The following is a 19,216-nucleotide window of genomic DNA, read 5'->3' on the forward strand; positions in this document are numbered from 1 at the left end:
TCTCGAAGTCGTAGATCTACGGGTGAACGGCGGGGGCCGGCGCTCGTGGCACCGTCCCCCGTCGTCATCGTCCGTGCTGCGAGTGCCCGGAGGGTGAACTCCGGGCGCTCCCAGTGGGTCAGGCCTGCTCGGCGTCCGCGGCCGGGGCGGCCTCGTCGGCGGCGGGGGCCTCGACGGCCGCAGCCTCGTCGGCGGCGGGGGCCTCGGCAGCGGGGGCCTCGGCGGCGACGGGGGCCTCGTCGGCCTTCTTGTCACCCTCGAGCAGGTCGCGCTCCCACTCGGCGAGCGGCTCGCCGACGACCTTGTCGCCCGGCTTCGAGTCGCCGGTCGCAGCGCCGGAGCGGGCGATGAGGCCCTCGGCGACGGCGTCGGCGATCACGCGGGTGAGCAGGGTGACGGAGCGGATCGCGTCGTCGTTGCCCGGGATCTTGTAGTCGACCTCGTCGGGGTCGCAGTTGGTGTCGAGGATCGCGACGACCGGGATGTGGAGCTTGCGCGCCTCACCGACGGCGATGTGCTCCTTCTTGGTGTCGACGATCCAGACGGCGCTGGGAACCTTCGACATCTCGCGGATACCGCCGAGGGTCTTCTCCAGCTTGGCCTTCTCGCGGGAGAGGACCAGGAGCTCCTTCTTGGTGAGGCCGGAGGCGGCCACGTCCTCGAAGTCGATGAGCTCGAGCTCCTTCAGACGCTGAAGGCGCTTGTAGACGGTGGAGAAGTTGGTGAGCATGCCGCCCAGCCAGCGCTGGTTGACGTAGGGCATGCCGACGCGGGTCGCCTGCTCGGCGATCGCTTCCTGCGCCTGCTTCTTCGTACCGACGAACATGATGGAGCCGCCGTGCGCGACGGTCTCCTTGACGAACTCGAAGGCGCGGTCGATGTACGACAGCGACTGGAGCAGGTCGATGATGTAGATGCCGTTGCGCTCGGTGAAGATGAAGCGCTTCATCTTCGGGTTCCAGCGACGGGTCTGGTGACCGAAGTGGACGCCGCTTTCCAGCAGCTCCCGCATCGTTACGACGGCCATGGCCGTACTCCTTGAGGTGCTCGGTTACCGCGACCACCGGACGGCGGTCGCGCCTGACGCCCCGACGCGCCGTGCCACGAGGGACCGAGGAGCGCGGCCACCGGCCTTGCGGACCAGGTGGCGGGGCGTGCGAAGTCGACCCGGTGACCCGGATCGCCACAAGAAGTGTACGGGACCGGCACCCGTGCCGGGTGACGCTCCTGTCCACAGCGGCGCCGCCGTCCACAGCCCGGCCCGCCGCACCGCCGCTCCGGGCCACGCTGGCCCCATGACCGCACTCGTCCTGGCCCTGCTGCTCGCCCTCGTGCCCGCATCCGCGCCCGCCCCGTACGCCGCCGCCCGCCCGCTGCCCCCACCGCTGCGCGTGCTGCGCTGGTGGGATCCACCGCCCACGCCGTACGCCGCCGGGCACCGCGGGGTCGACCTGGCCGCGCCCGAGGGCACCGGGGTCCGGGCCGTGGGGCCGGGGCGTGTGCATTACGCCGGACAGGTGGCGGGCCGCGGCGTCCTGTCCCTCACCCTCCCGGGCGGCCTGCGGACCACGTACGAGCCGGTCCGGCCGCTGGTCACGGAGGGCGAGCAGGTGCGTGCCGGCCAGCTCGTGGCCGTCCTCGCCGCGGGCACCCACTGCGCCGAGCCCTGCCTCCACTGGGGCCTCCTCGCGGGCGACGCCTACCTCGACCCGCTCCGCCTGCTCCCCCGCCCCACGCCGCGCCTCCTGCCCCTCCCCTGAGCGGGAAGGGGACTCAGCCGGGAGCGGGGCTCAGGCGAGGGAGGGCTCAGGCAACGGGAGGGGTTCAGCCGCGGACGCCGCGCAGGGCCATGGACACGGCCGCGGCGGTCACGTCGGCCGGGTCTTCGGCCGCGCCGAGCTCGATCCGGCGGACGGCGGCGTCGACGATGCCCTGCAGGAGCATCGCGGCGAGCCGCGGCTGCCCGTGGCCGAGCGCGCCCAGCGCCTCGACGATCATCGCGACGAGCCCGCCGTGGGCCGCGCGGATCTTCTCGCGGGCGCCCGCGTCCAGCTCGCTCGCGGAGATGGCGACGACGGCCCGGTGCCTGCGGTCCCCCACCAGCGCCAGCTGGCTGCGCACGTAGGCCTCGATCTTCGCCTCGGGGGTGTCCGCGGCCTCCATGGCGGCCTCGATCTCGGCCGCCCACACGGGGAAGTCCACCGCGCACAGCTCTTCGACGACGGCGGCGCGGGACCGGAAGTACTCGTACACGGAGGACCGGGCCAGCCCGGTGCGCTCGGCGAGGGCGGGGAACGTCAGCGCGTCCGTCCCGCCCTCGGACAACAGGGAGCGCGCGGCATCCAGCAGGGCGGCGCGCTGCATCGTCCGGTGCTCGGCCACGGAGGCCGCTCGAATCCTGGGCACGCTTCCACTCTACGGACGGGCCGCAAGCTCACCGGCCCACATCAGCCAGTTTGGCCCGCAGTTGCAGCACCGACTTCGTGTGGATCTGGCTGACCCGGCTCTCGGTGACCCCGAGGACGTTCCCGATCTCCGCCAGGGTGAGGCCCTCGTAGTAGTAGAGGGTCACGACCGTCTTCTCCCGCTCCGGCAGGGTGTTGATCGCCCGGGCGAGGAGCCGCCGCAGCTCCCGGTCCTCGGCCACCATGACCGGGTTGTCGGCGGCGGTGTCCTCCAGGGTGTCCATGAGGCTGAGCCGGTCGCCGCCCTCGCCGCCGACGTGCAGCAGCTCCTCCAGCGCCACCACGTTCGCCAGGGACAACTGGCTGAATACCGTATGGAGGTCCTCCAGGCCGATCCCCATCTCGGCGGCGACCTCCGTCTCGGTCGGAGTCCGCCTCAGCTGGGCCTCCAGCGTGGCGTAGGCACGCTCGACCGCCCGCGCCTTCTGCCGCACCGAGCGCGGGATCCAGTCCAGCGCCCGCAGTTCGTCGATCATCGCCCCGCGGATCCGGGTGATGGCGTACGTCTCGAACTTGATGGAGCGTTCGATGTCGAACTTCTCGATGGCGTCGATCAGCCCGAACACCCCGGAGGACACGAAGTCCGCCTGCTCCACGTTGGGCGGCAGCCCCACGCTGACCCGGCCCGCCACGTACTTCACCAGCGGCGAGTAGTGCAGGATCAGCTGCTCGCGCAGTCGCTCGTCGCCCGAGTCCTTGTACGACCGCCAGAGCTCGTCCAGCGACGAGGGTGCGGCGGGCCGCACGCCGCCTCGGGCAGCGGAGGGCACCGCAGCGCGGTCAGACCCGGAGGTGTGCTGGGGCATGCGTCGCCTTGAGCCGTTCTGCTGTGTACTGGCTGATCTGTGCGGGAGGCCGTGGCCGGTTCGGGATCCCTGCGAGCGTAGCGTGACTGAAGTGTCGCGGTGCGCGAAGAGTACGGGATGACGAGGGGGCGCACGGGCTCCCCGGGACGCGCGGGCGGTCCGGGTCCGGCACCGGGTGCGCGGCCCCGGCGGGTGAGACCGGGAAGACGGCGTATCTCATCGGCTTCACCCTTTCACCGGAACGCCCCAGGTCAAGGACCGCCTCGCCGGGGGTCCCCGGTTCGTGTGCCCGGCTCCTCCTGACGAGTGGTCAACCGCCAGGCGTCGCCCTGCCGTTCGACGAACCCCAGAGAGTGAAGTTCGTACAGTCTGCCGATGACTTCATCGGTGTCCGAGCCCGCGGCGAGCGCCACTTCGGCGGCGGTCGCGGCGCGTCCGGCCGGGAGGGCGTCCAGCACCCGGGCGGCCGCCGGGGCCAGCAGGTCCCGGGCGCAGACCGGGCCCCGCCGGACGGGCGCCAGCTCCCCGATGTCGCCGACCAGTTCGACGACCTCGTCCGCGTCGGTGACGAGCACCGCTTCCCCGCGGAGCAGCTCGTGCACCCCGGCCGACAACCCGCTGGTCGCGGGTCCGGGCACGCCCATCGTGTGCCGCCCCAGCCGCTGTGCACAGCGCGCCGTCGCCAGCGACCCGCTGCGGTAGGCCGCTTCCACCACGACCGTGCCCCGGGTCAGGGCCGCGATGACCCGGTTGCGCAGGACGAACCGGCTGCGGGTCGGATGGCTGCCGGGCGGCAGCTCTCCGACGACCAGCCCCTGTTCGGCGATCCGGCGCAGCAGTCCGGCGTGCCCGCGCGGGTAGCCGGTGTCCACCCCGCAGGCGAGCACCGCGGCAGTGGCCCCGCCGGCGGCCAGCACCCCGCGGTGGGCGGCGCCGTCGATCCCGTACGCCGCGCCCGAGACCACCACCCAGCCCCGCTCGGCCAGTCCGGCGGCGAGGTCGGTGGCCATGTGCGCGCCGTAAGGGGTGCAGGCCCGGGCGCCGACCACGGCGACCGAGCGCAGTGCCCAGGTCCGCAGGGAGGGCCGGCCGCGCACCCACAGCCCGATGGGCCGGGCGTCACCCAGGTCGTCGAGCTGGCGGGGCCAGTCGGGTTCGGCGGGGCACACGAAGCGCCCGCCGCTCGCCTCGGTGGCCGCGAGATCGGCCGCCGGGTCGGCGGCCGCGGCCCGTCTGCGGTATCCGGCGAGCCGGTCCGGCCCCACTCCGCTCAGCCCGGCGCTGCCGGATTCCGGGCCGGTCAGGAGGTCGAGCAGGCCGGCCGCGCCGTGGTCGCGCAGCCAGCGTCCGCCGTGCTCGTCCCCCGGCTCCAGCACCCGCGTCAGCGCGGCCCGCGCGAGCCGCTCCCGGGCGAGCGCATCGGGTGCGGGCGGTCCCGCCCCGGGGCCTGCGAGCGCGTCCTCCCCGAGCCCACGCCCCCGGTGCACCTGCCGCTCGTGCCCGTACGCCTGGTGTCCCGGCGGCTCCCCGCCCGGATCTTCCCCGGTGCGCGGGTCCGGGCGCGCGCTCATGACGGGGATCCGGCCGGGAGCGGCACGCCGCGGGCGATGCCGGTGCGCAGTTCGAGTGCGACCGCCACGTCCGGCGGGCCGGGCCGGTCCCGGCCGCCGAGGTCGGCGATGGTCCACGCCACGCGCAGCACCCGGTCCAGCCCGCGCGCCGTCAGCAGGCCCCGTTCCATGTCCCGTTCGGCCTGGGCCAGGGCGCCGGGGCCGGCCCGCCAGCGGGTGCGCAGTTCATGCCCGGGCACTTCGGCGTTGATGCTCCACGGGGTGCCGTCGAGCCGGGCCGCGGCCCGTGCCCTGGCTTCCCGCACCCGGGCCGCGACGGCGGCGCTGGATTCTCCGCGCCCGCCATGGCCGAGGAGGTCGGACCGGGTCACCGGTTCGGCCTCGACCCGCAGGTCCACCCGGTCCAGCAGCGGGCCGGAGAGCCTCGCCTGGTAGCGGCGGATCGCCGAGGGCGGGCACTCGCACCCGGAGCCGTGCAGGGTGTGCCGTCCGCAGGGGCAGGGGTTCGCCGCGAGGGCGAGCAGGAAGCGGGCCGGCAGCCGGACCACGCCGGCCGCCCGCGCGATGACCACCTGCCCGGACTCCAGGGGCTGGCGCAGCGCGTCGAGCGCCTTGGTGCTGAACTCCGGCGCCTCGTCCAGGAAGAGGATCCCGTGGTGGGCGAGGGAGACCGCGCCCGGCCTCGGCAGCCCGTTCCCCCCGCCCACCAGGGACTGCATGGTGGCCGAGTGGTGCGGGGCGCAGTACGGGGCGGCGGTCACCAGGGGTTCGCCGGGCGGCAGGATGCCCGCGACGGAGTGGACGGCGGTGACCTCCAGGGATTCCTGCCGGGTCAGCGGCGGCAGGATGCCGGGCAGCCGCTCGGCGAGCATCGTCTTGCCGGCCCCGGGCGGGCCGGAGAGGAAGAGGTGGTGGCCGCCGGCGGCCGCCACCTCCAAGGCCCGGCGGGCGGCCCGCTGCCCGGCGACGTCCGCGAGGTCGAGTGCCTCGGTGCGGCGGCCGGTCAGTCCGCTGCCGGAGCCCGCGCCGGGCACGAGCAGTCCGGCGAGCATGGCGTCCGGCCGGCCCGGCCGGTCCGGCGGCTCCTCCTGGGGTACTTCGCCGTCGGTCAGTACGGCGATGAGCTGGCGCAGGCTGCGCACGCCGAGCACCGCCACCTCGGGCACGAGCGCGGCTTCGGCGGCGGACTGCTCGGGTACGACGACCTGCCGGTATCCGGCTTCGGCGGCGGCGAGCACGGCGGGCAGGATGCCGCGCACGGGCCGCACCCTGCCGTCGAGTCCCAGTTCCCCGATGAGGACGAGGTCGGCGATCTCGCGTGGGTCGATGCGCTCGGCGGCGCCGAGTACGGCGGCTGCCACGGCGAGGTCGAATCCGGAGCCGGACTTGGGAACGGAGGCCGGGCTCAGTCCCACGGTCAGCTTCTTCTGGGGCCACTCGGCCCCAGAATTGACCACCGCGGCGCGAACCCGGTCACGGCTCTCGACGAGCGTCTTGTCGGGAAGCCCCACCAGGGTGAAGGCGGCGACGCCCGGTTCGAGGTCGGCCTGGACCTCCACCACGACGCCTTCCACTCCGACCAGGGCCACCGAGCAGGCGCGGGCGAATCCCATCACGCCACCCCCTTGGCGTGTTCGACCCGGGGCGCTCCGCGTCCGGGCAGCACGACTCCGACGAGGTCGATGCGCACGCCGCCCGGGGGTGGTCCGCCGTGGTCGGCGAGCCACCGCCCGGCGAGCCTGCGCAACCGCGCCGCCTTGCCGGGCCGCAGCGCGGCCATGGGGTGTTCGAAGGGGCCCTCGCGGCGGGTCTTGACCTCGCACACGACCAGGGCGTCGCCGTCCCGGGCGATGATGTCGATCTCTCCGCCGCGGCAGCGCCAGTTCCGCGCGATGACCGTCAGTCCGGCGTCGGTCAGCCGCCGGGCCGCAAGGTCCTCGCCGTACCGCCCCAGCGCCCTGCGCGCCCCGTCGGCCCGCTTCGCACCGCCACCGCCACCGTCGTCGCCAGCACGGCTGCCGCCGACTCCGTCCCGTACCCGGGTCCGCATGTCCATCGGTACCACCTCCGGCACCGACGGTCCCGCATCCGCCCCCGGCTAGTGGATCTTGGTGGACAACATGGCCGTTGTGGACAACTCAGCCACCCGGAAGTTCGAGGTCGCTCTTGTTGAGCTCCTCGATGTTCACGTCCTTGAAGGTCAGCACCCGGACCTGCTTGACGAAGCGGGCCGGCCGGTACATGTCCCAGACCCACGCGTCGGCCATCGTGACCTCGAAGAACACCTCGCCTTGGACCGAGTGCACCTGCATCTCGTAGTCGTTGGTGAGGTAGAAACGGCGTTCCGTCTCGATCACGTACTTGAACAGCCCGACGACGTCGCGGTACTCGCGATAGAGCTTCAGCTCCATCTCGGTCTCGTACTTCTCGAGGTCCTCGGCGCTCATGGCATGTTCCCCTTCAGCCGTGCGTCCCCCTATTGTGCGCCAGGCCGCCGCGCCCCTAAACGATTTCCGGGGCCAGGACCACCGGCGCACCCGGAGGACCCTCGTCGAGCAGTGTGCGGAGCAGCTCGGCGAGTCTGGTCGGGTACACCGTCTCATGGGCCGCCGACAGTTCCCCGTAGGTCCACCATCTGGCCCCGGCCACGCTGCGCCGCTCCAGCTCGGTGAGTCCGGCGGGCGCCGTCTCGGTCTGGTCGGTTCGGGCGAGGAAGTACCACTCGTCCTGCTCCCAGCGCCGCCCGTCGAAGGGGAAGGAGCAGTACCGCCGCCACAGCACGGGCCCGAGTTCGACCCGTGTGATCCCGGTCTCCTCGGCGAGTTCGCGCAGCGCCGCCTGCTCCCGCGTCTCGGCGCCCTCGAGGCCGCCGCCGGGGGTGAACCACCAGTGGTCGGCGGGGTCCGCCGGCTCGAAGCCGTGCAGCAGCAGGATCCGGTCCCGCGGGTCCAGCAGCACCACCCGGGACACCTGCCGGGCCCCGGGCGGGATCACCGGACCGGCGTGCTCAGCCGACACGGCTCGGCTCCCGGCCGCTACCGCCGCCCGCTCCGCCACCGCCCGTTCCACCGCCGCCGCCCGGTCTGCCGCCGCCCGCACCACCACCGCCGGCCCCGGCGCTCGCGCCACCGCGCCCCGCGGTCCGGCCCCGGCGCCGCCCGCCGAGCCGCGCCAGCGGCCCGTACGCCGCTCCCGCGAGCACCAGCGCCGCGCCGCCCGCGGCGGCGTACAGCTGGAGCCGCAGCGGTCCGGGGGCGGAGATTCCGCCGGGCAGTGCGGCGAACGCCTCGGGCCGTTCCAGCATCGCGGGGTCGGACCAGGCGACGGCGTCGACGCGGGCGGTGACCGCGGACCGCGGCACCGTGCCCTGCCCGGCCTCCGCGATGTGCGAGCGGGAGTCGAGGGAGGCGCCGCGCTGGTCGCCCAGCAGGAAGAGGTTGCCCTCGGGCACGGTGACCTCGAAGGGCGTCTCGGAGGCCTGCCCCGCGAACAGCCCCAGGTACGGCTCGTCCATCGGGACGCCGTTGACGGTGAGCCGCCCGCCCTTGCCGCAGCAGCTGACGACGTCGCCGCCGATGCCGACGACCCGCTTGACCATGGGGGCGTTGCTCCACACCGCGTCGGTGAAGATCACGACGTCGCCGCGGCGCACCTCGGACCCGTCGATGCGCTGCGCCAGCACCCGGTCGCCCGGCTTCACGGTCGGCACCATCGAGTCCGTGGGCACCGTGTACGGCTGGTACACGACGGCCCCCCAGACGAAGCCGCCGAGGAACAGCAGAAAGCCGACGGCCACGGCCACTCCCGACAGCACGCTGCCGAGACGGCCGTGGCCGTTGGCACCACGTCCTGTTCCGCCCGATCCGCCCATCCCAGCACCCCCGAAGTTCCAGAGTCGTGACCTGGGACGGCACCCTACCCGGCGGTAGGCCCGGGGTCAGCCCCGGTCGCGGGTGAGCTTGCGCCGGCGCCACAGCACCAGCGGCACCGCGCCCGCCAGACCCAGGCCCACCGGGGCCGCGCCCAGGGCCGCCGCCGCGGTGGTGTTGATGCCGGGCTGGTCGAAGGTGTCCGGGATCGGCAGGGCCGCCCAGCGGGTGACCGGCCACGCGACGACCACGGCACGCCCGACGACCTTGTCGACCGGCACGAAGCCCTTGGTCGCGTCGTCCATGTGCCAGCGGGAGTCGTACGAGTTCTGGCGGTGGTCGCCCATCACCCAGATCTTGTCCTCGGGCACCTTGAACGGGCCGAACGGCTTGTCGTCGCACGCGGTGTTGCCGGGGAAGATGTACGGCTCGACGAGCGCCTTGCCGTTGACCTTGACCGGGCCGCCCTTGCGGCACTCGACGGTGTCCCCGCCGACCGCGATGACCCGCTTGATCAGGTCCTTCTCCTCCGCGGACGGCATGAGTCCGATGAAGCTCAGGAACTTCTGCACCGCGTTGGGGTCGGGGGTGGGCTCGCCTTCGAGCCAGTTGTTCGGGTCGTGGAAGACCACGACCTCGCCGCGCTCCGGCTCGGAGCCGAACCACGGCGTCAGCTTGTCCACGAGCACCCGGTCGCCCCGCTGCAGGGTGTTCTGCATCGAGTCAGACGGGATCGAGAACGCCTGCACCAGGAAGGTCTTGATCAGCAGGGCCAGGACCAGTGCGATGAGGATGAGGAGCGGCAGCTCCTTCCAGAAGGACCGCTGCTTGCGCCCGGTGCCCTCATGCCCGTCGTGCTCCTCGCCGTCTCCGGACCCGGACGCGCCGTCACCGGGCTCGCCGGAATCGCCGGTCGGGGCGGTCTCGCTGTCCACAGCAACCTCCGGCCGCTCATCGGGTTCCTCGCGTCCGGACCGTGCGCCGACCGCCACATCCCCCACGTCCACTCCTCACTCCGCATGCCGTCCGCGTCCGGAAGGACACGGAACCTCCACTCCCCTTAACGAGCGGGAGTTCCGCAGGGGTCGGGAGCCGGACCGTTCGATAGAGATCACAAGTCCAAGAGGACAGACTATGCGACGGGCCCGACGCGGCGGCGCCCCCGGCGCGCTGGTTGCGCCACGGGTCGGAAGGTCGCGGGCTCCTCCAGCTTGCGCCAGTGGGAGAACGGCCAGGCGATGACCACGGCCCGCCCGAGCACCCCTTGTTCGGAGATCGTTCCCTGGTATTTCTCGCCCAGATGGAAGCGGGAATCGGCCGAGTTGGCCCGGTGGTCGCCCATGACGAACAGCCGCCCCGCGGGCACCTTCACCGTGAAGCGGATCTCCGAAGGCGCGTTCCCCGGGTTCACGTACGGCTCGTCGAGAGGCGTGCCGTTGACGGTGACCCGGCCGCTCCCGTCGCAGCAGGCCACGGTGTCGCCGCCGACCGCGACCACCCGCTTGATCAGGTCCTGCTCGTCGGCCGACGGCAGCAGTCCGATGAAGGTCAGGAGTTGCTTGGCCTGCCGGATGCCGGCCGGATCGGGTTCGACCCGGCGGGTCTCGCCCTTCAGCCAGCCGCCGGGGTCCTTGAAGACGACGACGTCCCCGCGCCCGGGCTTGCCGCCGAACCACGGGGTCAGCTTGTCGACGAGCACCCGGTCGCCGATCCGGATCGTCTGCTCCATGGAGCCGGACGGGATCACGAAAGCCTGCACGAGGAAGGTCTTGAGCACGAGGGCTATCAGGAGCGCCACGACGATCAGCAGCGGCACCTCGCCGGCGCGCCGGGTACGGCGCCGCCGCTTGACCCGCCGGGCCAGCAGCCGGCGCTCGGCCCGGGTCGCGGGGACCGCGGAGACCGGCGCCGCGTCGGCGGGCGCCGTACGGGCGGCGGCCCCGCGCGGCCGCCCCCGGCTACCCATGGCCCCCGCCCGGTCTGGCCGCGCCGGCCTTCTCGTACGCGGTGGTGGCCGGGACCGAGCCCCAGCGGGAGAGCGGCCAGCCGATCCAGTCGGCCCGCCCGATCACCTTCTCCACCGGCACCATCCCGCCTCCCGGCTCCCCGAGGTGGTCCCGGGAGTCACGCGACTGCGACCGGTGGTCGCCCATCACCCACAGCGTGCCGATCGGCACGACGATCCGGAACGGCACCTTCGAGGGAGCGTCACCGGGCCGGAGGTATTCCTCGTCCACCGGTACGCCGTTCACGCTCAGCCGGCCCCGCGCGTCGCAGCACACGACGTCGTCGCCGCCGACGCCCACGACCCGCTTGACGAAGTCCGTGTCGGCCGGCTCCGCGATGCCGAGGGCGGCGGCCGCACCGCGCAGCAGCCCGACGACGGGATCGCCCGCGGGCTGCTCGCGTACGAAGGACCCGGTGCCGTCGAAGACGACGACGTCGCCCCGGGCGGGCTGGTTGCCGAAACGGTACGCCAGCTTGTTCACCAGCACCCGGTCGCCGACCTTCAGGGTCGACTCCATCGAACGGCTCGGGATCAGGAAGGGCTGGAGCACGAAGTGCGAGAACAGCAGCAGGAGCACGGTGCAGGCCACGCCCAGCAGCCCGGCCCGCCGCCAGGACAGCATCCCCGTGGTCCGCGAGCCCGACGGACCGGCCCGGAAACGCGCGAAGCGCGACCGCTCCTCCCCCGTACCGGAGGAAGTGCGGTCGCGCTGCGTGAGTCGTGCCTCGGTGTCCATCGGGGGGAGCCTATCCGGCCGCCCTGTGGACCCGCAGGGGCGACTAGCGGTCGCGCTTCTCCTTGATCTTCGCGGCCTTGCCGCGGAGCTCACGGAGGTAGTACAGCTTCGCGCGACGCACGTCACCGCGGGTGACGAGCTCGATCTTCTCGAAGATCGGGGAGTTCACCGGGAAGGTGCGCTCCACGCCGACGCTGAAGGAGACCTTGCGAACGGTGAAGGTCTCGGAGACGCCAGAGCCCTGGCGACGGATGACAACGCCCTTGAACTGCTGGATACGGGAGCGGTTGCCCTCGATCACGCGGACGTGGACGTTGACGGTGTCACCGGGACGGAACGCCGGGACGTCCGAACGCAGGGAAGCGGCGTTGACGCCATCGAGCAGGTGAGACATGTTCTTCGTCTGCTTTCTTCGCACGACGCCACAGGCCGCCGAGCGGGGTTTTCGTAGAGAAATCGGGTGCTGTCCCACCCGGCCGGCGACGGTCCCCCTGTGGCAGGGGCGCCCGCGGGCGTACAGCAGCCGCCTATTCTTCCACGGCTCCGGGCCTGCGCCAAAATCGGCCGTCCGCGGTCGGGGACCAGCCCAGCAGGGACAGCATCTCCCGGTCCTTCTTGTCGAAGGAGGAGGCCTCGCAGCGCTCGATGAGGTCCGGGCGGTTGCGTGCGGTCCGGCGGAACGCCTCGTCCCGCCGCCACCGGGCGATCTTCCCGTGGTGGCCGCTGACCAGCACGTCGGGGATGCCGCGCCCGCGCCACATCGGCGGCTTGGTGTAGACGGGCCCTTCGAGCAGGTTGGCCATGTCGCCGGGGGCGAAGGAGTCGTCCCGGTGGGACTCGGCGTTGCCGAGGACGCCGGGCAGCAGCCGGGCCACCGCCTCGGTGACCACCAGCACCGCGGCCTCGCCGCCGGCGAGCACGTAGTCGCCGATGGAGACCTCGTACACGGGCATCCGGGTGGCGTACTCGTCGATGACGCGGCGGTCGATGCCCTCGTAACGGGCGGGCGTGAAGACCAGCCAGGGCCGCTCGGAGAGCTCGACGGCGAGCTCCTGGGTGAAGGGCCGGCCGCTGGGCGTGGGCACGACGAGCACCGGCCCGTGCGCGCCCGCCTCGAAGCCGGACGCCAGGACGTCGTCCAGGCAGTCCCCCCACGGCTCGGTCTTCATGACCATGCCGGGGCCGCCGCCGTACGGGGTGTCGTCGACCGTGTTGTGCCGGTCGTACGTCCAGTCCCGCAGGTCGTGGACGTGGACGTCGAGCTGCCCGCGGGCCCTGGCCTTGCCGACGAGCGAGACGTTCAGCGGCTCCAGGTACTCCGGGAAGATCGTGACGACGTCGAGCCGCATCAGGAGGCGTCCTCGTCGTCCTCGTCGTCCCGCGCGGACGCGATCTCGGCGCGGTCGTCGATCAGCCCGGGCGGCGGGTCGATGACGGCGCGCTGGTTCTCCAGGTCGATCTCGGTGACGATCTCCTCGACGAAGGGGATCATCACCTCGGTGCCGTCGGGGCGCTCCACGATGAAGAGGTCCTGCGAGGGCAGGTGCGAGATCTCGGTGATCCGGCCGATCTCGGTGCCGTCGGCGAGGACCACGTCGAGGTCCATGAGCTGGTGGTCGTAGAACTCCTCCGGGTCCGCCGGCAGCTCCTCCGGGTCCACGTCGGCGATCAGCAGGATGTTGCGCAGCGCCTCGGCGCCGGTACGGTCCTTGACGCCCGCGAAGCGGAGCAGGAGCCGGCCGCTGTGCACCCGGCCGGTCTCGATCGTCAGCGGTCCCGCCGACGCGGGCTCGGTGTGGAGTACGGCGCCGGGGCCGAGCCGCAGCTCGGGCTCGTCCGTGCGCACCTCGACGGTGACCTCGCCCTTGATGCCGTGGGCGCGGCCGATCCGCGCGACTACCAGCTGCACTCTTCCTTCTCCTGTTCATACGACGACGGGCCGGGGCGGGCCTCAGCCCTCCCCGGCCCGTGCCGGTGATTCAACTTCGTCAGCGGACCTGGTCCACGTCGACGAGGTCGACGCGGATCCCACGGCCGCCGATGGCGCCCACGACGGTACGCAGAGCACGTGCGGTGCGGCCGTTGCGGCCGATCACCTTGCCGAGGTCGTCGGGGTGAACCCTGACCTCCAGCACCTGCCCGCGACGCAGGTTGCGCGAGGCGACCTGCACGTCTTCGGGGTTGTCCACAATGCCCTTTACGAGGTGCTCAAGAGCCTCCTCGAGCATGCTCAGGCCTCGGTCGACTCGGCGGCGGCCTCAGCCTCGTCCGCCTTCTTGTCGGCCTTCTTCGCCTTCTGCGTGATGGCCTCGCCCTTGGCGTCGCCACCCTCGAGGGCCTTGGCGAACTCGTCGAAGGAACGACGCTTGTCTTCCTTCGTCGCCGGCTGCAGGAGCGGCTTCTCCGGGGCGGGCAGGCCCTTGGCGGCCTGCCAGTCACCGGTGAGCTTCAGGATGGCGAGCACGGCCTCGGTCGGCTGGGCGCCGACGGAGAGCCAGTACTGCGCACGCTCGCCGTTGACCTCGATGCGCGAGGGGTTGTAGGTCGGCTGGTAGATGCCGATCTCCTCGATCGCGCGACCGTCCCGACGGGTGCGGGCGTCGGCGACGACGATGCGGTAGTGCGGCTGGCGAATCTTGCCGAGGCGCTTGAGCTTGATCTTGACTGCCACTGGAGTGGTGTCTCCTGAACTTGACGTGGTGGGGCACATGAGATGCCACGTGGGGTTGCGGTACTCGGGTGCCCGATGGACGCGTCAGCCGTAGGAGAGAGGGGTCCTGTTCGACTGTCGAGTACAGCTAGCCATTGTGCCACATGCCCGCCGCGCGTCAGGACGCGGCAGCCGTCACCGCCACCTCGGGGATGCGGAAGGGCTTCATGCAGCCGCCGCACACGATCGGGGCCTGGGCCAGGACCGACGGGACCACGCGCACGTTGCGCCCGCAGTCGCAGACCGCCTTGACGCGGACGCCGCCGCCGGAGGAGCCGTGCCGGGCGGCCGGTCCTCGGAAACTGCGCTTGGTGTCGGCGGCCGTGGCCACGGTGTGCGCCCGCAGGGCCCGCTGGAGCCGCTCGATGGTCGGGCGGTAGCGCTTGCGCGCCTCGGGGTTGAGGGTCACGAGCGAGAAGCCGCTGCTGGCATGCGGCTCGTCGGCGTGGTCGAGGCCCATCTCCTCGGCGATCGCGAGGAATCGGCGGTTGTGGTAGCGGCCGGCCCGCGAGGTGTCCCGGACCCCGCGGGCGGCGGCGATTCCGTGGACTGCCTCGTGGAGCAGTCGCTCGAAGGAGAGCTCCGCGCCACACGCGGACGAAGACTCCCCGATCAAAGACTCGGGTGCGGCAAGGTCGGGCAGCTCGGGGTGGTACCGCTGAATGTCGGCCCACGCCTGCGCCAGCTCTGCGGCGAGTACAGGTGGTGTCGTGCTCACGTCGTGACAACGAGCCGGAGGCCCCCGGTGTTCCGATTCCGGGCCATTCCAAATTTTTTGCACGTACCAGTCAGTTCACACTCATGCATCCCGACGAGGGCGGGTGCGCATATGTGCGGAGGAGTCGGTACGTACGGGAGATCCCCCGGACCGTGGCCCGGGGGATCTCCTGCGTCACAGCGGTGCGCAGCCGTTCACTTCAGGCGGCGTTCGCCTCAGTAGGAGCGCGCCACGATGGCGATGGTGCCCGGGGCGTCGTCGGCGACCGGGACGGAACCGTCCTCGGCCACCAGGCAGCGCACGGTCACGGCCTGCTCGCCGAGCTTGGCCTCGCCCTCGGGGCCCAGCACGTCCCACGGGATCCGCGCCCAGCCACCGGCCGCGGCGGCCTCGGCGGCCTCCTCGATCGTGGACACGTCGCTGGTACGGGACTCCCGGCGCTCGCGGGACTCGCGCAGCAGCTGGGCCTGGTCCTCTTCCAGCACCTTGGGCAGGAGGTCGGCGAGGGAGTCGATCTGCACCGGCTCCTTGCCGCCCGGGATCCGGCGGGCCAGCATCGCGGTGCCGGCCTCCAGGTCGCGGGGGCCGATCTCGATGCGGACCGGTACGCCCTTCAGCTCCCAGTCCACGGCGCGGCGGCCGAAGGGGGTGTCGACGCGGTCGTCGACGTGCACCCGGATGCCGGCGGCCTTGAGCTGGGCACCCAGCTCGCGGACCTTCGCCACGGCCTCGTCGCCCTTGATCGCCATGACGACGACCTGGACGTGCGCGAGCCGCGGCGGCACGCGCAGGCCGTTGTCGTCGCCGTGGGACATGATCAGGCCGCCGACCATGCGGGTGGAGACGCCCCACGAGGTCTGCCAGACCAGCTCCTGCTGTCCTTCCTTGGACAGGTAGGAGGTGTTGAAGGCCTTCGCGAAGTTGGTGCCGAGCTCGTGGCTCGTGCCCAGCTGGAGGGCCTTGCCGTCGCCCATCATGCCCTCGAGGGTGAGGGTGTTGATGGCGCCGGCGAAGCGCTCCTTGGGGGTCTTGCGGCCGAGCACGACGTCGATGCCGAGCACGTTGGTCATGAAGTCGCCGTACACGTTCCGGTGGATGTGCGCGGCGTAGTCGCGGGCGTCCTCGTAGGTGGCGTGGGCCGTGTGGCCCTCCTGCCAGAGGAACTCGCTCGTACGGAGGAAGACGCGGGGGCGCATTTCCCAGCGGACGACGTTCGCCCACTGGTTGATCAGCAGGGGCAGGTCGCGGTAGCTCTGCACCCACTTGGAGAAGTAGTCGTTGATGATCGTCTCGGAGGTCGGCCGGACCACGACGGGCTCGTCGAGCTCCTTGCCGCCGCCGTGGGTGACGACGGCGAGCTCGGGGGCGAAGCCCTCGACGTGCTCGGCTTCCCTCGTCAGGTACGACTGCGGGATGAAGAGCGGGAAGTAGGCGTTCTGGGCGCCCGCTTCCTTGATGCGCGCGTCCATCTCCTGCTGCATCCGCTCCCACAGGCCGTAGCCGTACGGACGGATGACCATCGTGCCGCGCACTGGGCCGTTGTCGGCCAGCTCGGCCTTGTTGATCAGGTCCTGGTACCAGCGGGGGAAGTCGTCCGCCTGGGGGGTGAGAACGGGAGCCTTTGCCATGGCGCGAATGGTACGGCGCCGGGCAGGGTGAGCGTGAATCGGGTCGGCCGTCCTATGGACGGGCGGCCCGATGAGCAGTTCTCTGACAAGGGGGGCAAGGAGGACAGGAGCGCTTTCGCATGACTTCGACGCTCGTCGCCCGGGACTGGGCGGAGATCCAGGAGCGGATGCTCGTACCGCTGTACGAAGCGGTGTACGACCGGCTGGACATCGGTCCCGGCACGCGGCTGCTCGGGCTGGACTGCGGGGCCGGGCTGGCCCTGCTGCTCGGCGCCGCGCGAGGAGCCCGGGTGACCGGGGCCGAACCGGATCCGGAGCGGCTCGCGCTGGCCCGCGAGCGCCGGCTGGACGTGGCGGCGGCCCCGCCCGCGGCCGGCGGCGCCGGGTACGACGTGCTGGCGGCCTTCTCGCCCGATGCCGTCGCGGACCTCGGCCGCGTGCTGCCGCTGGTGCGGCGGGGCGGGGCGGTGGTGCTGACCGGCTGGGGCCCGGCGGAGCGGTGCGCGACGCTGACGGTCCTGGGGGCGCAGTGGCGGCTGCCGCCGCGGCGCGACGGCCTGGAGGAGGTGGCGGCCGCGGCGGGGCTGCAGCCGGACGGCTCGGGGCGGGTGTTCTGCCCGTTCGGGTACGCCGACATGGAGAGCGCGGTGCGCGGGCTGCTGTCCGCGAGCCGCTCCCCCGGTGCCGGGACCGGCGCCGGTGCGGGCGGCTTCGGGGCGGATCCGGCCGCGGCGGACCCGGCGCAGGCGGAGAAGGAGCTGGCCGAGTCACTGCACCCGTACGCGCGGGCGGACGGCACGGTCTGGCTGCCGAACGTGTTCCGCTACGTGATCGCCCGGGTGCCGTAGCCCGGGCGGAGCGGGCGGAGCGGGCCCTCGGGAGGACCTGGCGACGGCGTCGAGGGTGGCGGGCGCGGCCGACAGGCCGGGGCAGCGGAAAGGGCCTCCGCCGCGGCGGAGGCCCTGATCCGTACGGCTCGCGCCGGTGCTACTTCATGAACTTCCGGAACTCGTCCGGCAGCTCGAAGTCCTCGCCCGGCTGCCCGGCCGGAAGGCCGAAGGCGCCGCCCGGCTCCAGGGCAGGCGTGCCGCCCTGCTCCTTGCGGGCGGCAGCGGCTGCCTCTTCGGCCTTGCGCTTCATCGGGTTGCCGCTCTTGCGCTTGCCCTTGGCCTGCTTGATCTGCTTCTTCTGCCGGCCGGGGCCGCCGCCCATGCCCGGCATGCCCGGCATCCCGGGCATGCCGCCGCCCTGGGCCATGCGGGACATCATCTTGCGGGCCTCGAAGAAGCGCTCGACGAGGTTCTTGACGGCGCTGACCTCGGTGCCGGAGCCCTTGGCGATACGGGCCCGGCGGGAGCCGTTGATCAGGTGCGGGTCCTGGCGCTCGGCCGGGGTCATCGACTTGATGATCGCGGCGGTGCGGTCCACGTCGCGCTCGTCGATGTTGTTGATCTGGTCCTTGATCTGGCCCATGCCCGGCAGCATGCCGAGCAGCTTGGAGATGGAGCCCATCTTGCGGACCTGCTCCATCTGGGCCAGGAAGTCGTCGAGCGTGAACTCCTTCGGCCCCTTCGCCAGCTTGGCCGCCATCTTCTCGGCTTCGGCCTGGTCGAAGGTCTTCTCGGCCTGCTCGATGAGGGTGAGCATGTCCCCCATGTCGAGGATCCGGCCCGCCATGCGGTCGGGGTGGAAGGCGTCGAACTCGTCGAGCTTCTCGCCGTTCGAGGCGAACATGATCTGCTTGCCGGTGACGTGCGCGATGGAGAGCGCGGCACCACCGCGGGCGTCGCCGTCGAGCTTGGAGAGCACCACGCCGTCGAAGCCGACGCCGTCGCGGAAGGCCTCGGCGGTGTTGACCGCGTCCTGGCCGATCATCGCGTCGACGACGAAGAGGATCTCGTCGGGGCTGACGGCGTCGCGGATGTCCGCGGCCTGCTGCATCAGCTCCTGGTCGATGCCGAGGCGGCCGGCGGTGTCGACGACGACCACGTCGTACTGCTTGGTGCGCGCGTACTCGATGGAGTCCTTCGCGACCTGGACCGGGTCGCCGACGCCGTTGCCCGGCTGCGGGGCGTAGACGGCCACGCCGGCGCGCTCGGCGACGACGCTGAGCTGGTTGACGGCGTTGGGGCGCTGGAGGTCGCAGGCGACGAGCAGCGGGGCGTGGCCCTGCTCCTTGAGCCAGAGGCCGAGCTTGCCGGCGAGGGTCGTCTTACCGGCACCCTGGAGACCGGCGAGCATGATCACGGTGGGCGCCGTCTTGGCGAAGCGCAGTCGGCGGGTCTCGCCGCCGAGGATCCGGACGAGCTCCTCGTTGACGATCTTGAGGACCTGCTGGCCAGGGTTGAGGGCCTTGCTGACCTCGGCGCCGAGCGCCCTCTCCTTGACGTTCGCGATGAAGGAGCGGACGACGGGCAGGGCGACGTCGGCTTCGAGCAGCGCGATGCGGATTTCCCGGGCCGCCGCGTCGATGTCTGCCTCGGAGAGGCGCCCCTTGCCGCGCAGGGCCTTGAAAGTATTCGCCAAGCGGTCGGAGAGAGTATCGAACACGGCGCTCGCTGGTCCTTGGGTTCGGGGGCGTTGGATCGCCCTCCAGGGTATCCGGCCCCGGAGCGGAATCGACCCCGCCCGCCGGATCCGGCGGGCGGGGCCCGTTCCGTCCGGTTTCCGCCCTAGGGGGTGTCCGGCGGATCAGGGTCGGACAC

The 19,216-nt window shown here is 72.4% G+C and carries 21 protein-coding genes and 1 pseudogene; 2 read left to right on the top strand and 20 right to left on the bottom strand.

Annotated elements, in window-relative coordinates; genetic code table 11:
• Nucleotides 1-118: 118 nt before the first annotated feature.
• Nucleotides 119-1,027 (bottom strand): 30S ribosomal protein S2, encoded by a 909-nt coding sequence (rpsB, locus tag OG764_RS11300; protein ID WP_328968296.1) that lies wholly within the window; start codon nucleotides 1,025-1,027, stop codon nucleotides 119-121.
• 268 nt (nucleotides 1,028-1,295) lie between these two features.
• On the opposite strand from rpsB, the gene OG764_RS11305 reads away from it, so the two are divergent.
• On the top strand, nucleotides 1,296-1,760 hold the full coding sequence (locus OG764_RS11305; protein WP_328968297.1) for a M23 family metallopeptidase: 465 nt from the start codon (nucleotides 1,296-1,298) through the stop codon (nucleotides 1,758-1,760).
• Nucleotides 1,761-1,824: 64 nt separating this feature from the next.
• On the opposite strand, the gene OG764_RS11310 is transcribed toward OG764_RS11305, so the two are convergent.
• From OG764_RS11310 to proS, 18 genes and pseudogenes are all read right to left on the bottom strand, one after another.
• A complete protein-coding gene (locus tag OG764_RS11310) occupies nucleotides 1,825-2,382 on the bottom strand; it encodes a TetR/AcrR family transcriptional regulator (RefSeq protein WP_328972952.1) in 558 nt (185 codons plus the stop codon).
• A gap of 52 nt (nucleotides 2,383-2,434) precedes the next feature.
• The gene (gene whiG, locus OG764_RS11315; protein WP_328968298.1) at nucleotides 2,435-3,271 is read right to left on the bottom strand and encodes an RNA polymerase sigma factor WhiG; all 837 of its coding nucleotides are present in this window, start codon (nucleotides 3,269-3,271) and stop codon (nucleotides 2,435-2,437) included.
• A 251-nt stretch (nucleotides 3,272-3,522) separates the two neighbouring features.
• Nucleotides 3,523-4,842: a DNA-processing protein DprA gene (dprA, locus tag OG764_RS11320; RefSeq protein ID WP_328968299.1), complete on the bottom strand. Its 1,320-nt coding sequence runs from the start codon at nucleotides 4,840-4,842 to the stop codon at nucleotides 3,523-3,525.
• On the bottom strand, nucleotides 4,839-6,455 hold the full coding sequence (locus tag OG764_RS11325) for a YifB family Mg chelatase-like AAA ATPase (RefSeq protein WP_328972953.1): 1,617 nt from the start codon (nucleotides 6,453-6,455) through the stop codon (nucleotides 4,839-4,841). The genes dprA and OG764_RS11325 overlap by 4 nt, the downstream gene beginning before the upstream one ends.
• The gene (locus OG764_RS11330; protein ID WP_328968300.1) at nucleotides 6,455-6,898 is read right to left on the bottom strand and encodes a YraN family protein; all 444 of its coding nucleotides are present in this window, start codon (nucleotides 6,896-6,898) and stop codon (nucleotides 6,455-6,457) included. Before OG764_RS11330 ends, OG764_RS11325 begins: the two co-directional genes overlap by 1 nt.
• An 82-nt stretch (nucleotides 6,899-6,980) precedes the next feature.
• Nucleotides 6,981-7,289, bottom strand: coding sequence for a DUF2469 domain-containing protein (locus OG764_RS11335; protein WP_014675276.1), 309 nt, complete (start codon nucleotides 7,287-7,289; stop codon nucleotides 6,981-6,983).
• 55 nt (nucleotides 7,290-7,344) lie between these two features.
• Nucleotides 7,345-7,860, bottom strand: a complete 516-nt coding sequence (locus OG764_RS11340) for an NUDIX hydrolase (RefSeq protein ID WP_328968301.1) — start codon at nucleotides 7,858-7,860, stop codon at nucleotides 7,345-7,347.
• Complete coding sequence (lepB, locus tag OG764_RS11345) at nucleotides 7,850-8,713, bottom strand: signal peptidase I (protein ID WP_328968302.1); 864 nt, start codon at nucleotides 8,711-8,713, stop codon at nucleotides 7,850-7,852. Before lepB (OG764_RS11345) ends, OG764_RS11340 begins: the two co-directional genes overlap by 11 nt.
• Nucleotides 8,714-8,779: 66 nt before the next feature.
• Nucleotides 8,780-9,703 (bottom strand): signal peptidase I, encoded by a 924-nt coding sequence (gene lepB / locus OG764_RS11350; RefSeq protein ID WP_328972954.1) that lies wholly within the window; start codon nucleotides 9,701-9,703, stop codon nucleotides 8,780-8,782.
• Nucleotides 9,663-10,677 (bottom strand): annotated as a pseudogene (gene lepB / locus OG764_RS11355) (signal peptidase I). The gene lepB (OG764_RS11350) and the pseudogene lepB (OG764_RS11355) overlap by 41 nt, the downstream one beginning before the upstream one ends.
• Nucleotides 10,670-11,455: a signal peptidase I gene (gene lepB / locus OG764_RS11360; RefSeq protein WP_328968303.1), complete on the bottom strand. Its 786-nt coding sequence runs from the start codon at nucleotides 11,453-11,455 to the stop codon at nucleotides 10,670-10,672. The pseudogene lepB (OG764_RS11355) and the gene lepB (OG764_RS11360) overlap by 8 nt, the downstream one beginning before the upstream one ends.
• 43 nt (nucleotides 11,456-11,498) lie before the next feature.
• A complete protein-coding gene (gene rplS, locus OG764_RS11365) occupies nucleotides 11,499-11,849 on the bottom strand; it encodes a 50S ribosomal protein L19 (protein ID WP_114054377.1) in 351 nt (116 codons plus the stop codon).
• A gap of 133 nt (nucleotides 11,850-11,982) precedes the next feature.
• Nucleotides 11,983-12,804, bottom strand: coding sequence for a tRNA (guanosine(37)-N1)-methyltransferase TrmD (trmD, locus tag OG764_RS11370; RefSeq protein ID WP_328968304.1), 822 nt, complete (start codon nucleotides 12,802-12,804; stop codon nucleotides 11,983-11,985).
• On the bottom strand, nucleotides 12,804-13,364 hold the full coding sequence (gene rimM / locus OG764_RS11375; RefSeq protein ID WP_328968305.1) for a ribosome maturation factor RimM: 561 nt from the start codon (nucleotides 13,362-13,364) through the stop codon (nucleotides 12,804-12,806). The genes trmD and rimM overlap by 1 nt, the downstream gene beginning before the upstream one ends.
• A gap of 79 nt (nucleotides 13,365-13,443) precedes the next feature.
• Nucleotides 13,444-13,683 (bottom strand): RNA-binding protein, encoded by a 240-nt coding sequence (locus tag OG764_RS11380; RefSeq protein ID WP_266383839.1) that lies wholly within the window; start codon nucleotides 13,681-13,683, stop codon nucleotides 13,444-13,446.
• Nucleotides 13,684-13,685: 2 nt separating this feature from the next.
• Complete coding sequence (rpsP, locus tag OG764_RS11385; RefSeq protein WP_328968306.1) at nucleotides 13,686-14,126, bottom strand: 30S ribosomal protein S16; 441 nt, start codon at nucleotides 14,124-14,126, stop codon at nucleotides 13,686-13,688.
• Nucleotides 14,127-14,283: 157 nt separating this feature from the next.
• Complete coding sequence (locus OG764_RS11390; RefSeq protein WP_328968307.1) at nucleotides 14,284-14,883, bottom strand: hypothetical protein; 600 nt, start codon at nucleotides 14,881-14,883, stop codon at nucleotides 14,284-14,286.
• 215 nt (nucleotides 14,884-15,098) lie between these two features.
• Nucleotides 15,099-16,511: a proline--tRNA ligase gene (proS, locus tag OG764_RS11395; protein ID WP_328968308.1), complete on the bottom strand. Its 1,413-nt coding sequence runs from the start codon at nucleotides 16,509-16,511 to the stop codon at nucleotides 15,099-15,101.
• Nucleotides 16,512-16,630: 119 nt separating this feature from the next.
• Between proS and OG764_RS11400 the strand changes: the two genes are divergently transcribed.
• Nucleotides 16,631-17,359 (top strand): methyltransferase type 11, encoded by a 729-nt coding sequence (locus OG764_RS11400; RefSeq protein ID WP_328968309.1) that lies wholly within the window; start codon nucleotides 16,631-16,633, stop codon nucleotides 17,357-17,359.
• Nucleotides 17,360-17,498: 139 nt separating this feature from the next.
• Here OG764_RS11400 and ffh read toward each other — a convergent pair whose 3' ends face one another.
• The gene (ffh, locus tag OG764_RS11405; RefSeq protein ID WP_328968310.1) at nucleotides 17,499-19,061 is read right to left on the bottom strand and encodes a signal recognition particle protein; all 1,563 of its coding nucleotides are present in this window, start codon (nucleotides 19,059-19,061) and stop codon (nucleotides 17,499-17,501) included.
• Between the last annotated feature and the right edge of the window lie 155 nt (nucleotides 19,062-19,216).

Origin of the sequence: Streptomyces sp. NBC_00239 (assembly GCF_036194065.1) — a bacterium.
GTDB lineage: Bacteria > Actinomycetota > Actinomycetes > Streptomycetales > Streptomycetaceae > Streptomyces.

Bases quoted from the DNA above. Each gene is read 5' to 3' on its own strand.
- proS (WP_328968308.1), bottom strand. From the start codon at position 16,511: ATGGCAAAGGCTCCCGTTCTCACCCCCCAGGCGGACGACTTCCCCCGC.
- OG764_RS11305 (WP_328968297.1), top strand. From the start codon at position 1,296: ATGACCGCACTCGTCCTGGCCCTGCTGCTCGCCCTCGTGCCCGCATCC.
- OG764_RS11335 (WP_014675276.1), bottom strand. From the start codon at position 7,289: ATGAGCGCCGAGGACCTCGAGAAGTACGAGACCGAGATGGAGCTGAAG.
- OG764_RS11380 (WP_266383839.1), bottom strand. From the start codon at position 13,683: ATGCTCGAGGAGGCTCTTGAGCACCTCGTAAAGGGCATTGTGGACAAC.
- lepB (WP_328968302.1), bottom strand. From the start codon at position 8,713: ATGGGCGGATCGGGCGGAACAGGACGTGGTGCCAACGGCCACGGCCGT.
- dprA (WP_328968299.1), bottom strand. From the start codon at position 4,842: ATGAGCGCGCGCCCGGACCCGCGCACCGGGGAAGATCCGGGCGGGGAG.
- OG764_RS11400 (WP_328968309.1), top strand. From the start codon at position 16,631: ATGACTTCGACGCTCGTCGCCCGGGACTGGGCGGAGATCCAGGAGCGG.
- rpsB (WP_328968296.1), bottom strand. From the start codon at position 1,027: ATGGCCGTCGTAACGATGCGGGAGCTGCTGGAAAGCGGCGTCCACTTC.
- OG764_RS11325 (WP_328972953.1), bottom strand. From the start codon at position 6,455: ATGGGATTCGCCCGCGCCTGCTCGGTGGCCCTGGTCGGAGTGGAAGGC.
- whiG (WP_328968298.1), bottom strand. From the start codon at position 3,271: ATGCCCCAGCACACCTCCGGGTCTGACCGCGCTGCGGTGCCCTCCGCT.
- lepB (WP_328968303.1), bottom strand. From the start codon at position 11,455: ATGGACACCGAGGCACGACTCACGCAGCGCGACCGCACTTCCTCCGGT.
- OG764_RS11330 (WP_328968300.1), bottom strand. From the start codon at position 6,898: ATGGACATGCGGACCCGGGTACGGGACGGAGTCGGCGGCAGCCGTGCT.
- rplS (WP_114054377.1), bottom strand. From the start codon at position 11,849: ATGTCTCACCTGCTCGATGGCGTCAACGCCGCTTCCCTGCGTTCGGAC.
- trmD (WP_328968304.1), bottom strand. From the start codon at position 12,804: ATGCGGCTCGACGTCGTCACGATCTTCCCGGAGTACCTGGAGCCGCTG.